This is a genomic window from Arthrobacter sp. P4_F10 (assembly GCF_056401435.1).
The window spans coordinates 1-13,278 of sequence record NZ_JBFUJJ010000055.1 but is presented as its reverse complement, the minus strand read 5'-3'; the positions used below and the strand labels follow the sequence as shown (position 1 = coordinate 13,278).

General features: G+C 62.6%; 11 protein-coding genes and 2 pseudogenes. 1 reads left to right on the top strand and 12 read right to left on the bottom strand.

Annotation, left to right across the window (positions count from 1 at the left end):
• Positions 1-327, bottom strand: a 327-nt coding sequence (locus AC1DR1_RS21985; protein WP_476993324.1) for a hypothetical protein, incomplete at its 3' end; no start/stop codon positions are given.
• Positions 328-653: 326 nt separating this feature from the next.
• Between AC1DR1_RS21985 and mmuM the strand changes: the two genes are divergently transcribed.
• Positions 654-1,631, top strand: coding sequence for a homocysteine S-methyltransferase (mmuM, locus tag AC1DR1_RS21980; protein ID WP_476993323.1), 978 nt, complete (start codon positions 654-656; stop codon positions 1,629-1,631).
• Between the two features lie 13 nt (positions 1,632-1,644).
• Here mmuM and AC1DR1_RS21975 read toward each other — a convergent pair.
• The 11 genes and pseudogenes from AC1DR1_RS21975 to AC1DR1_RS21925 form a co-directional block, all read right to left on the bottom strand.
• Positions 1,645-1,776: pseudogene (locus AC1DR1_RS21975) on the bottom strand (hypothetical protein); the annotation flags it as partial.
• Between the two features lie 531 nt (positions 1,777-2,307).
• Complete coding sequence (locus AC1DR1_RS21970) at positions 2,308-3,843, bottom strand: glycoside hydrolase family 32 protein (RefSeq protein WP_476993322.1); 1,536 nt, start codon at positions 3,841-3,843, stop codon at positions 2,308-2,310.
• On the bottom strand, positions 3,836-4,789 hold the full coding sequence (locus tag AC1DR1_RS21965; protein ID WP_476993321.1) for a carbohydrate kinase family protein: 954 nt from the start codon (positions 4,787-4,789) through the stop codon (positions 3,836-3,838). The genes AC1DR1_RS21970 and AC1DR1_RS21965 overlap by 8 nt, the downstream gene beginning before the upstream one ends.
• Before the next feature lie 49 nt (positions 4,790-4,838).
• A complete protein-coding gene (locus AC1DR1_RS21960; RefSeq protein ID WP_476993320.1) occupies positions 4,839-5,930 on the bottom strand; it encodes a LacI family DNA-binding transcriptional regulator in 1,092 nt (363 codons plus the stop codon).
• 115 nt (positions 5,931-6,045) lie between these two features.
• Positions 6,046-7,413 carry a right-handed parallel beta-helix repeat-containing protein gene (locus tag AC1DR1_RS21955; protein ID WP_476993319.1) on the bottom strand — a complete coding sequence of 456 codons (1,368 nt, stop codon included), beginning with the start codon at positions 7,411-7,413 and terminating at the stop codon, positions 6,046-6,048.
• Positions 7,414-7,440: 27 nt separating this feature from the next.
• Complete coding sequence (locus tag AC1DR1_RS21950; RefSeq protein WP_476993318.1) at positions 7,441-8,478, bottom strand: carbohydrate ABC transporter permease; 1,038 nt, start codon at positions 8,476-8,478, stop codon at positions 7,441-7,443.
• A complete protein-coding gene (locus AC1DR1_RS21945) occupies positions 8,478-9,365 on the bottom strand; it encodes a carbohydrate ABC transporter permease (RefSeq protein ID WP_476993317.1) in 888 nt (295 codons plus the stop codon). Before AC1DR1_RS21945 ends, AC1DR1_RS21950 begins: the two co-directional genes overlap by 1 nt.
• 69 nt (positions 9,366-9,434) lie before the next feature.
• Complete coding sequence (locus AC1DR1_RS21940) at positions 9,435-10,712, bottom strand: extracellular solute-binding protein (protein WP_476993316.1); 1,278 nt, start codon at positions 10,710-10,712, stop codon at positions 9,435-9,437.
• A 654-nt stretch (positions 10,713-11,366) separates the two neighbouring features.
• The gene (locus AC1DR1_RS21935; protein ID WP_476993315.1) at positions 11,367-11,678 is read right to left on the bottom strand and encodes an FCD domain-containing protein; all 312 of its coding nucleotides are present in this window, start codon (positions 11,676-11,678) and stop codon (positions 11,367-11,369) included.
• 667 nt (positions 11,679-12,345) lie between these two features.
• Positions 12,346-12,915: an adenylate kinase gene (locus AC1DR1_RS21930; protein ID WP_476993325.1), complete on the bottom strand. Its 570-nt coding sequence runs from the start codon at positions 12,913-12,915 to the stop codon at positions 12,346-12,348.
• A gap of 58 nt (positions 12,916-12,973) precedes the next feature.
• A pseudogene (locus tag AC1DR1_RS21925) lies at positions 12,974-13,278 on the bottom strand (maleylpyruvate isomerase); the annotation flags it as partial.

Below are 13,278 nucleotides of genomic sequence, written 5' to 3'. Positions count from 1 at the left end.
TTCCACGGCGGCGTCAGGGGTCGCCACATCGAAATACGTCGTGAAGACCAAGGTATGTGAAATTGTCCGCTGGCCCACCTGCCCCAGCGTAGGGTTAGCGCCTTCAGTGCATGTGAACCCCTCGAAACCCAGACCGGATTCGAATACATGCCTGTAGTTGCCAAAATCCCCTAAGTCAGGGGACTCCGACGAGGCCTGGAGCAGGGCCGCGATGCCGGCCTCATCTTTGAATGCTTCTGCGTCGCCCCTGGCGAGCCGCGAGAAAGTTTCCGAAGCTATGGGCCAATGCACGCGCAGCTTGCGGACTGATTTCATTGCAATTTTCAAGGGAGGCCTCTTCCTGGGCAGTTCGCAAATGGTGTCTGAATGCCATGGTGGCATAGAGTGATGTTCATTACAAGCATGAAAAAATGCTTATTACGCACAAAATTAGAGGAGGCATTCGCGTTCACTCGGCACATCCGCCGGACTTTGGGCGTCACTGTGCCGCGGAACACCGGTCGCTGCAAGCGGCTGCTGACCGTCATCTGCAAGCCCGGGGCTGCACTGCGCTTTTGGCACTGCACGTTGTGCTACCTTGCATTGCCGGGCCACGAGGCGCCCCAACTGCCCGGCAGGAAAGAACAAAACCGAAATGCTTGGAGCCCTGAACGATGCCCAGTAACACGATGCTTTCCCGCATGCTCGACGCCGGAGCGAACCTGACCGTGGACGGTGCACTCGCCACCGAGCTTGAAGCGCACGGCTGCGATCTGGAAGACCCTTTGTGGTCGGCCAAAGTCCTTCTGGAACAACCGGAACTGGTCAAGCGCGTACACCAGGATTACTTCCGCGCCGGAGCCACTGTCGCCATCACGGCGAGCTATCAAGCCACACCCCTGGGATTTGCGCGCCGCGGCATCGGCGAGGAAGTGGCCTTGGAACGGGTGGCACTGAGTGTGCGCCTGGCTGACGAGGCACGCCGCGAGTACCTGGCCGAAAACCCGGATGCGGGACCCCTGCTGGTTGCAGGATCAGTCGGGCCCTACGGCGCGTACCTTGCCGATGGATCGGAATACCGGGGCGACTATGTCCTCGGCCGAAACGAGTTTTCGGAGTTCCACCGGCCTCGAATCGCAGCGCTGGTGGAGGCCGGAGCGGACTTTCTTGCCTGTGAGACGCTGCCTTCATTGCCGGAGGCCGAGGCCCTGTTGGCACTCATGAAAGAGTTCGACGTCGAAGCCTGGCTCTCCTTCACGCTACGGGATGGCGGCCACATCAGCGACGGTACGCCGCTGGCTCAGGCGGCAAAGCTCTTTACGGCGGAGCCGCTCGTGGCGGCTATCGGCGTGAACTGCGTGCCGCTGGAGCTGGTCTCCCCATCGCTGGAGGCCCTGGGCAGAGCCACTGATACGCCCCTGATCGCATATCCGAATTCGGGCGAAAGCTATGACGCAGTCACCAAAACGTGGGGGCCGGCCGCGGCGAGCCCCGATAGCAAACAACCCGCAAGCCTTGCGGAGGGAACGCCAATCTGGCGTGAACTTGGTGCCCGGCTCGTTGGCGGGTGCTGTCGAACGACCCCACAGGATATTGCCGCCGTGACGGCGCGCCCCACAGCACGCCGGAGAGGTTGGCGGGGACGGTCTTGAGCAGCCCGGCGCGTTGGCCGCCGGCGGCGAAGAAGCATGCCCAGGAGAGGAACCCGAACCAGGTGATGAGGCCAAAGGGGGTGCGAGATGGGGAGGATCCTGTGCCGCCGCGCCGCGCCAGGCTCTGGTTCAGTCCATCGGGCATTGCGCGGGGAAGCCGGTTATCCACTAACCGATGATCCCTGTTTCTTCGTGTGGGCGAGCTTTTACAGCGGGGGGAATGAGAAATCGGAAAGAAGCGGCGAGTTCCTTCGCACCCGGCGGGCCTGGCTGACTCCGGAACAGCCGGGCAACGCGAAACGCAGCGGTGCCCCTATGGTTTTCGTCAAGCGGCTGAAGGTGTTGGCGGATCGTAGAACGTGCCGTCTCTGAACATGGCGTAGAGGGTGTCGCAGCGGCGGCGGCAAGGGCGGGAATGCAGTTCAAGTCCGACCTCGGGCACATTGTTTGCGCAGGTCAGCGACCTATGGGCCGCTGACCGTGTGCAAAACTACGGCGTAGCATTTTGCTGTGGCCAGTATCAGCACGCGCATGAAAAAAGACGATCAGCTGTAAGGGAAATACGGCACAAAGCCGCCGGGCTAAACAGCGTCGCGTGCTGCGCGGTCTTGGCCCTGCCGGTGGCTGGCCCTGGTTCCGGCAGGCCTTGGGTGGGCACTGCGGTGCGGTGCTGTGTTTAGGACAAGGCCGTGACGGCCAGTTTCCGCACAATGGCCGTGCCGCCCTCCACATGGACTTCGGTGCCCAGGTTCCCGGACAGGGGGAACACCAGATCGCTCAGGACCACCCTGCCGTCTTGGGCGAAGACCTCCACGGAGCACTGGTCGACGATTACACGGAGCCTTAGCACGCCGTCGTCGAGCTTTAGTGGCGCCGACTCAGCCGACGCGAACTTATCGTGGAAGGCGGTGTTTCCGGAGTTGCGGCGATCCAGGGTGATCCGGCTCGTAACGGCATCGAAGCTGAGAACCGTTGCGGCGCTCCCGCCCGATGCGCCGAGAAGCCTGAAAGCAACGGTCCGGGCCGTGCCGGGCAGGATTTCGGCCTCGATCAGCTGGGCTGATCCGGGCGCCGCGTCGGGCAGTTGCAACAGGGAGTCGTGAAGTTCCACGTCCTGGATGGTGCGGGTCGGCTCCCCACAGTCCAACGGCAGCACCGGGCGCTGCACCAGGCGCGGCGAACCGTCCACCGTCGCGAGCTCGACCTCGCGGGCAAGCGACATCCCGGAGCGCCACGGAGACGTGGGCAAGGTGTTGGCATAGTCCCAGTTGTTCATCCAGCCGATCATGATGCGGCGGTTCTCCGGGGCGTTGCTGAAGGAGACGGCGGCGTAGTAGTCACGTCCCCAGTCGAGCCACAGGCAGTGTCTGAGATCCGTGGTCCCGTCGGCATCCGCTGGAACGAGTGAATCAGAGTCGGCGGTGAACCGCACCCCATCGAAGTCGCCGACGAAGTACTGCCCTCCGGAGCCGCCGGCCACGGCACCCGGGTTGATGTTGACCACCAGGACCCACTTGACGTTGTCCGGGTCGCCGTCGACGGGGAGCGGGAACAGGTCGGGGCATTCCCATTCGCCTCCTGTGGCGTTTGCAGGGCCGAAGGTGCTCAGGTATTCCCAGTCCTTGAGGTTGGCCGAGCGGTACAGCACAACCTGCTGGTGCTGGGCCTCCACCGCCACCATGACCCAGCAGGAACCGGCTGGTCCCTCGTAGCGGAACACCTTGGGGTCCCGGAAATGGGCTGAGCCGCGGCCAAGCACCGGGTTGCCTGCGTATTTGCTCCACGTCATGCCGGCGTCCGTGGAGAACGCGAGAGACTGGGCTTGTGTCCCTTGGTGCACCGAGCCTTCCTTGAAGGCGCTCGTGTAGATGGCCACCAAGGCCGGATCTTCCACTGTGCCGAATCCCGAGGTATTGCCGTGGTCCACCACGATGCTGCCGGAAAAGACGTCTTCTTCCTCGTCGCAGGCGATGGCAACCGGGTGTTCGGTCCAGTGCAGAAGGTCGGTTGAGGTGGCGTGTCCCCAGGACATGTTGCCCCAGACGTTGTCGAAGGGGTTGTTTTGGTAGAAGAGGTGGTAGACGCCCTGGTGCCACACGAGTCCGTTGGGGTCGTTCAGCCACGTGTTCTTGGCTGTGTAGTGAAGTATCGGCCGGATGTTGGGGGCGGTGTCTTCGGCGGGGCCGGCGGGGTGCGTTGTTGTTTCAGTCATCGGAGTTCTTTCGGGAAGTCTGGGCCAGTTCCATCGATCGGATCAGTTCTGCCCGTGTTGGCGGGTTCGCTCCGTGCCGTCCGACCGTTATTGCCGCAGCGAGCGAGGCGGCTGTTCCCAGGCGGGTGATTTTGCCGTAGCCGAAATCGACCTCGGCGTCCTCGATGAGGCCTGCGATGAGCGAGGACATGTAGGAGTCGCCTGCGCCGACAGTGTCTTTGACGACCACTGGTGGTGTCGGCATTTCGATCTCGGCGGCATTCGACCGCAGATAGGATCCGGATGCGCCATCGGTGATGATTGCCAGTTCTGTCCCGAGATCAAGCAGCCTCCGCGCGACGTCGTGAGGGGAGGTGCCGGGGTAGAGCCACCGGGCATCGTCCGTACTGAGCTTCACGACGGTAGCCAGGGCAACTGTGTGTTCGAAGGTCCTGAGTGCTTCAGTGTGGCTGTGGAGCAGTGTCGGGCGGATGTTGGGGTCGTACGTGATCAAGCAGCGGCGGGAGAACAGTTCCAGCAAGGACCGGACTTGGGTTGCTCCGGGTTCCATGAAGGAGGCCAGCGACCCCGTATGCAGCACCTTCGGGAGGAAAGTGGGGCTGATTTGGGGGAGGTTCCATTCGAAGTCGAATTCGTACTCTGCGGAACCGCTGCTGTCCAGAAGCGCCCTGGCAGTGGATGTGCGGTTGAGGTGTTCGGCTCCCGGAAGCAGGCGTACCCCAGCGGTGCCTAGGTGCCGCTGGATGCTCTTGCTGCGTTCATCTCTGCCCAGTGCGGTGAGAAATGCGGTGCTGACGCCTAGCCGACCGAGTCCGAACGCAACGTTCATCCCTGATCCGCCTGGGAACTCGACGGGCCCTGCGGCGGTGTCAATGATGTCGATTATGGCCTCGCCGACGACGACGACATCCGTTTCAGGGCATGGGGGAACTGGGGTGATGTGCATTTGGGGTCCTTGGAGGGTTGGGCGCGTCTTTTACTGGACGCGCTCGAGGTCAGGTCTTGGCGTTTGCAGGAGAGTCCGGTGCCGCTCTACTGGAAGCGTCCATATGTTTTGGGGAGGCGACGGAATCCCGAAGGACCAGGGGACAGGGAAGAAGGGTCGGGTGAGCGGCGAACAGGTGCAGGTCGGTTTTTCCCTCGATGGCGTCGATCAGGTTTTCGGTTGCCCATGCGCCCATTTCGTAGTGGGGCAGGGCGACGGTTGTCAGTGCGGGGTAGAGGTTTTCGGCGATGAGTTGTTGGTTGTCGAAACCGACGAAGGAGATGTCGTCCGGAATCCTAAGACCAAGTTCCCCGGCGGCCCGGTACGCGCCCATGGCCATGCGGTCGTTGTAGCAGAACACGGCAGTGGGCCGGCTTTGGGGTTTCAGCAGGCGCAGGGCCGCCTGGTAGCCGCCGGGCACCTCCGAATGCTCGGACTGGACCAGTTCTTCGTGGAAGGGCAGCCCGGCGTCCGCGAGTGTTTCTTTGAAGGCCCTGAGCCGGGAGTGGGTGGCCGGAACGTCGTCGGTGTTGTTGATCATGCCGATCCGGGTGTGTCCGGCGTCGATCAGGGTTTGCACGGCCGACCTCGCGCCGGCGATTTCGTCGGGGATGACGGAGGAAACAGTGTGGCTGATGTCTTCGGAGTCCACCAGGACAGCCGGCAGCCCGGCCAAGTTCTTGGGGACGGCCAGTTTGCGGTGATACATGGTGGCGTACAGGATGCCGTCTACCTGCCGGTCCAGCAGATCCGCCACATCACTTTCCCTGGAATCCTGGGAGCTGGTGCTGGTGGAGTTGATGATCATGAGGTTGTACCCGCGAGCACGTGCCGTCTCTTCGGCCCCCAGAATGATCCGGCCAGCGTGCGGCGTGGTGGCGATTTCCTCGCTGATGAACCCGATCATGCCCGAACGTTGGGTGCGCAGGGCCTGCGCCAGCCGGTTCGGGCCGTATCCGAGACGCTGCGCCGCTTCGTGGACCCGTTCCCTCGTCTCCACACCCACCCGGGCGTAGGCAACGTCATTGAGGACGTGGGAGACCGTCGTGACAGAGACGCCGGCTGCGGCTGCCACGTCCTTGATGCCAACTGACTTGTTCATTGGTCTCCCACGTCCTTATGTTGATGCTGATTCTACGTCCGGGTAATTGCTGCGTGCGTTTTATTCGTCCCAGGCCGGATGGCGATTCCCGGGGGTCTCGCCGGGCCTGAGCGGGTTACTGGGGCACAAGTGCATGTGCCGCCTGGAAGCCGACCGTGGGTGTGGCCCTAAAGGCGTTAACAGCCCTGTCTGCGATAACTTGGGCGTCACTTCCGGAATCAAGGATCGTATTCCGGGCTGATTCGGAATCGACCATGACGGCCGTAACGGCGAGGCCGTCCGAAGCCTCGGTCGTCAACAGAGCGTCCACCTGAGCCGAGAAGCAGGAGTCACTCGACTTGGAGTGAACGTCCATCGCCACCACGTGGTTGGTGGAGACGAAGTTGCCGACCCCCGCCATCAGCCGGATGATGACAGGCGTCGCACCTGTCGGCCGGATGCTCTGTGAGTCGATGATCTGGGAGAAGTGGTTGCCGATGACAGAGTTGTTGCTGCCGCTGACACAGAGAAGTCCGTTGAGGTCGTTCAGTCCGTTGTCGACTCCCAGGAAGGGCGTCCAGGGCTCATGGTCACGCAGGAAGTGATTCGTGGCCACGAGGTTCTCCGAACTGTTCGCTGCGAGAATCAGCATCCCGGGGTAGAACGAATGCAAGCGGTTGTTGGTGACGCTTGAACGCGTGACGCCGTGGAGATGGACGCTGCTCGCACCACGGGGGAAGACGTTGTTCGCGGTTATCAGGAGCCCGCCATGGTTCTCGGCGTAGATCGAGTGACCCTTGAAGCCTGCTCCGACCAAGTTGTCGGTGATCTTTGATGCCTGTCCCCACCCCCGCAGCTCGATACAGCTTCCGCATTCAGCGATGAAGTTGTCGTGAACGGATAGCGCGTCCGCGTTGTAGATAGTGAGGGCGTTCTCAAGGTAGACGAACCCCATGCCGGTTACGCGGAACGAGTCATTGGCGTTCGCGACATAGATACCGGTCTTGCCGTTGACGTAGGTGTTCTCCGGATGCATCCCCGAGCCATCCGAGTTGAAGTGCAACCCGTCGATGCAGAAGTTGGAGAACTCGACCGAGCTGATCCGCGGGCTCCCGCTTCGCTCAACGTAGAAGGCGGCTCCCTTGGATTCCTCCCCGTCTCCGCCGAGGGGAATGTCGACGATAATGCGACTCCCTCCGGGCCACAGCTCATGCAGGTCGGGCCATTCGTCTTCGGGAACGTTGAACCGGATGCTCGACGACGTAAAGCCGTGTCCCGAGCCATGGATCCTGAGGAAGCTGACGTCGATCACCACCTGCGTACGAAGGTGGTAGTCCCCGGGCGGAATGTAGATCACCGCGCCTGGCTTTCCTCCATTGTTCGCATCGGTGACGGTCTGCCGGTCCTTGATGTCAGCGATGATGCTGTTGATTACTTCACCGACGTCCTCGGACGGATTGCCGACGGGCCACGTAGTCACGTCGTAGTAGTTGTTGCTTGACATAGGTTCTTCCCTTTGTGTTGTGGCTTCTCAGCCCTTGACGGCGCCGAGCGTCATGCCTGCGACGATCTTGCGCTGCAAAAGAAGCGTGAGGAGGATGACCGGGATCGAGAACACGGCCGCCAGCGCAGTCATGGATCCCCAGTCCAGTCCGAACTGGGTCTGGAAGTTGGCGATGACAACCGGGGTGGTCTGGGACCGGATGGCTGTCATCAGCAGGGCGAACAGGAACTCATTCCAGGACGCGAGGAAGGCGAAGATGGCCGTGACGGCGATACCTCCGGAAACCACCGGAATGACCACCCGCCACAAGGCGCCCAGCCGGCTGCAGCCGTCCACCGTAGCCGCTTCCTCCAGGTCCTGCGGAACGGCCTCGAAGAAGCTGGACATCAGCCAGATGGAAAGCGGCAGGGAGATGGTGGTGTGTGCGATCGACAGTGCGATGGGGGTGTCGGCCAAACCAACACCGGCCATCATGGACGCGAGCGGGATGCCGATGGCGACGGGCGGAACCATCCTGGTGACCAGGGCAGCCATGATGAACACCCGGCCGCTGGGGGTCTTGTAGCGGGTGATCCCATACGCCGCGGGAACCGCCAGGACCAGGGACAACAGGGTGCTGATGATGGCCGTCTGGACGCTGTTGATGAACGACGGGAGGACCCCGCTGCGGCCAAGGGCGTTGGTGTAGTTCTCCAGCGTCCATTCCCTGGGCAGGATGGTGGGCGGCACTGCGATGGTGTCGATCGGCGTCTTGAAGGACGTGAACAGCAGGTACAGGAACGGAAACCCGTAGAGCACCATGGCCGCGGCCAGCAGGATCCAGAGCAGGGTGCGCGTGCTGCGTTTTCCGGCCTCGAGGCCTTCCGCGTTGTATCGGCGGCGGCGCCTGGGGGTGTTTGCCGGGGCCTCGGTGGTAGGCAATGGTGGGGCTGTTGCGGTAGCCAAAGGAATCTCGCTCCTGTCGTGCGCTGCGGAGACGCGTGCTGCAAAGCCTGCGTGGCGTGGCCGGTAGTCGACGCCGGGAGTCGGCAAGGCGCCGTCGTCTGGGGTCTGGGCGATGCTCATCAGGTGTCCGTTCCGGGCCGCCAGATGGTTGCCACCGCGAAGAATGCGACGCCGAGCATCGCCAGCAGGTAGATGGTGCCCATGGCGCTGGCCAGGCCCGGATCGCCGAATCGGATCATGGTCCGGTAGATCAGCAGGCTCATGGTCTCCGAGGCGGAGTCGGGCCCGCCGTTGGTCTGGATGAGGATCGTGTCGAAGGCCCGGGCGGCGTCGATGCCGCGGACCACCAGTGCCACGGCGATCACTGGCCGCAACAGGGGAAGGATGATGCGGAACAGCAGCGCCGGCGCCCGTGCCCCGTCCAGCCGGGCTGCTTCGATGAGGTCGCCGGGGATGTTCTGGAGGCCGGCGAAGAGCACCAGGCACATGAACGAGGTTGTGAGCCAGATATCCGGAACGGCCACGGAGAACAGCACGATGTCCGGGTTGGAGAGCCAGCCGATCTGGTTGGGGTTCTCCAGGATGCCGACCTGGTGCAGGAGGGTTCCGATCAGACCGAAGTTGTCGATCATCAGAAACTTCCAGAGCAGGCCGGCCACGATCGGGGCGATCATCAGCGGGTACAGAAACACTGTCCGCCAGATTTGAGAGTTTCGACCCAGCATGGTGAACAGCAGGGCCATGCCGAGCCCCAGGGCGAATTCGAGGGTGACGACGATGGTGGTGTAGGCGAGGGTCCGCCATCCGGCGCCGATGAAGGCTTCGGAGCTGAAAGCTTCCATGTAGTTGGTCAGGCCAATGAATTCGCGGGTGCCGCCGACATTGGGGGAAATTTTGTAGAAGCTGTCGGTGATGAGCCGTACGAGCGGGTAGGCCACAAATACCGCGAGGAAAACGGCGGCAGGTGTCATCAGGAACAGCGCGAAACGGCGATCGGGGATACGCACGGGAATCTCTTCTGTTTGGTGGATCTTCGCAGCCGGCACTGCTAATTGCAGGTGCCGGCCGCGAAGGGCTTACTTGATCAGGTCCTGGACCTTTTTCTTGGCCTCGGACAGGAGGGTTGCGGAGTCACCGCCTGCCACGGCCTTCTGCAGGGTCGGCACCAGGACGGTGTCGACGATCTGCTGCCACTTGGTCGTTGCAGGGCGGGTTTCCGTGGCCGGTGCGTTGAGGGTGGCGATCAGCGGCTTGAAGCTCTCATAGCCGGGCTGGTCCTGGTACTTCTCGAAAGCGGAAATCCTTGAGGCCAGACCGAGCGAGGATTGGATGCCAAGGTCGTTGTAGTCATACGCGCATTTGATGAACTTCTTGGCGTTCTCGGCGTTCTTGCTTGCCTTCGGAACGGACAGGTACCAGGGGCCCGGGACACCGGCCACGCCGGCGGAGCCGCCGATCATGGCCGCGGTTCCGACCTTGCCGTAGACGGGGGAGTCTTTGGGGATCTGCCGGTAGGCGTGGGCCCAGAACCGGGTCATGGCCGTCTTGCCCTGGTTGAAGAGGTTCTGGGCGGCGGCCCAGTCAACCTGCGCGGCACCCGGGGGAGCTGACTTCGTCATGCTGACGTAGAAGTCCAATGCTTCCTTGTGGGCGGCGTTGTCGATCACGACGTTGTTGTTCGCATCGAGGACCATGGGCGAGCCTGCCTGCAGCACGTGGGCCAGCCATTCCGTTTCCACGGCGCCCTTGACATCGGTGCCGTACATCGCGTCCTTGGTGAAGAACCCTGAAATGTCCTGGTACTGCTTCCAGGTCGTGGGGGCAGCGAGGTCATAACCGTACTTGGTCTTGAAGTCGGCCTTGTTCTGGGCGTTCTCGAAGAGGTCCTTGCGGTAGAGAATGATCTCGGCGTTGGTCCATGCCGGCATCCCGATGAAATGTCCGTCCACGTTGGCTTCCTTCACCAGCGAGGGAAAGATGTCCTTCTTGACATCGTCAGTGAACAGCTCGTCGAGCGGCTGGACGGCGTCCTTGTAGTTCGGCAGCCACACCGAGTCAAGGGCCGCGACATCGAAGGAGACGCTGCCGGAGGAAAACTCACTGGAGAGCCGGTTGAAGAGACCGTCGTAGGGGAGCTCGACAAAGTTGGCGCTGACCCCGGTTTCCTGCTTGCACTTTTCGGCCACGGCAGTCAGTTCGGCGTGGCCGCCGGCCTCCACTAGGACGTTGATGGAGCCGGCGGCCCCACCGGACGCGGCCGGGCCGCCGGCACCGCATGCGGTGGCGGCCAGCAGTACCGCTGCGGACAGGCTGCCGACTGCGGCGAGCCTGGAGATTGTTTTTCGAGAGGACATCGCTGTCGACTCCCTTTCTCTGGGAACGGAAATACGAAAGACTGGATGATCGTTGACAAACCGTTTTGCCAAAACGACTTGGCAAGAGAATATGCGAAGAGCTCGGAGGGTGTCAAGGGTCACAAATCGCGCTTGTCGAATGGAGGCTCTGCCGGGCATTCACGCCTGGTGCCGGGTGCTTGCCGTAGCCCGAAACTTTGCGGCCCGGTGTCGGGACCGCTCGGGGGCCGGCGGCCCGGCAATCCGGTCAGAGGTGAGCCGCTTCGGCAGTGCCAAACACTCCCGTCGGAATTTTGGCGTTGACAGCCAGGACGACTGTGACTCGCAGCGCTAAATGGCGCCTTTTCTGCAGCACTAAAATGTCGCCGTTCCAACGGACGTACCGAGGATTGTGCCGCGTCTTGTCGCCGCGTCTTGCGGGTAGATCAGTCAGAGCGCGGTACTCATACTTAGGGCGCCCGGTTGAATGGGCACGGCCGTACTGCTGGTGTGGACGACCTTGAACTCATCAATGACCTAGCTGTCGCGCAAAGGGTGCGCTCGAACGAGAGTTCCGCACCGTCGGTCCCGTAGATGCTCGGGCTGAATAGCCGGTGCGGGACAAGGTCGGCGGCAGCGGCCGGTTCCTGACGATCGGAAGGAAGCCGGCCGATACTAGGCGGTTTTCTCCAAGGATACTGACTGGACGTTCTCGCGTTCCTCCAGGGCTCCGGTTACCGAGGCTGTGAGACTGTTGGCGATGTGGGTGCGTGCGAGTTCGGCAGCGCCGGCGCCGTCCCGCGCAAGGACGAGCTCGAGGATCTGGTGATGCTGGTTCAGGTCGATCGTGCGGGGCTCATCGCCGGAGGGAAGCTCGAGGCCGATGCGGCGGTAGCGGTCGGACTTGTCCCACAGGTCGTCGAGGAGCTTGATCATGACGTCGTTATGCGAGGCGGCGTAGACGGCCCGGTGGAATTCCCGGTGCACCGTAATCGCGTCCTCGCCCCAAACCCGCGTGACAGGCAGTTTGTCCGGCCAAAGGGGGTGTGTACGGTGTCCACACCGGTGTCCAGATGATGCCGTGGCTCATCAGTGACCCCCTCTCGTTGCCTATTTCTACTGACACGAGTTCATGCAGGCGGGAGTTCTGCGCGATATGACTTTTCAGTTCGCTCGTGTGTCTTTCTTTGCCGTTCATGGCCGGCCGCTTTTCCGAGTCTTCGGGCCAGACTCCCGCCGTGGAATGCGTGGACTGCGCCTGAGGCGTCCACGGCAGGACGGTGGGCGGGGACCGCGGACATCGTCCGTCGCCGTTCCTGTTGTCGTAGATCAGTCATGCCCGTCCAAGGCTGAATGCTCGGCTAATCACATGACTAGCCGAGCATGCTCACCTACCTTGGTCGTATTCGATTCCTGACACGTCATCAGACAGCAGCATCAACGGCGATGGGTGGGCAGGCCTGATTGGTCGGAAGCGTAAGGCGCGGTCGCCGTAGTCGTTGAATGCCCACGGTGCTGGGTCGGGGGAGGGCGGCGGTGAGGCTGACCTGTACCTGGCGGCTGTGAAGAATAGGTTCGGTGTTGATGCAGGTCGACCGCGAGCAAGAAGGCTCCTCCCGGATGCGGGGAGGAGCCTTCAAAATGTTGTCCTGGATCAGGCTGGCTGTGCTGCCTTGATGGCTTCCATGACGCGGTCGGTGACCTTGTCGATAGCGCCGATGCCGTCCACCTGGGTCAGGATGCCGCGCTCGGCATACTTCGCCACCACCGGTTCGGTCTGCTCGTGGTAGAGGTCCAGCCGGTGACGGATAACGCCTTCGTTGTCGTCGCTGCGGCCGGTTTCCTTGGCACGGCCCAGGAGCCGCTTGACCAGTTCTTCATCGTCTGCGGTGAGCTGGAGGACGACGTCGAGCTTCTGGTCGCCATCGRCGAGGATCGCGTCGAGGTAGTCCACCTGCGCGGTGGTGCGCGGGTAGCCGTCGAGCAGGAAGCCGGGCTCGACGTCCTCCTCGCTGAGCCGGTCGCGCACCATCTTGTTGGTGACGCTGTCCGGAACGAAGTCGCCGGCATCCATGTACTTCTTGGCCTCGACGCCCAGCGGCGTCTCACCCTTGACGTTGGCGCGGAAGATGTCTCCGGTGGAGATCGCAACGACGCCGAGGCGTTCCGAAATGCGTTCCGCCTGCGTTCCCTTGCCGGACCCGGGCGGTCCGATAATCAACATTCTCGTCATCGCAAAAGCCCTTCGTAGTGACGTTGCTGTAGTTGCGCCTCAGTTGGCGCTAGATCCACTTGGGCGCTGCGGGCACCTCGGGCAGGTCAGCGTCCGACGCCGGTTCGGCGGCACTTGTCTCCGAGGTGCGTTCTAATGCCACTCCGCGGTTGCCGCGGCCGGCGGCCCATTCGACGACGGCCGCGAGCGGTCCGGAGACCACGGTAGGGGACGCCGACGCCGTGTCCCCGAATGTGAGGCCGCGGTCCGTTACCTTGACCACGAGGTCCGCATCGGTGCCGCGGGCCTTCCAGGCGCCGGTGATGTCCTTCAGGAGCCGCTCCAGCACGGGAACCGGGATGTCGGTGAAGCTGG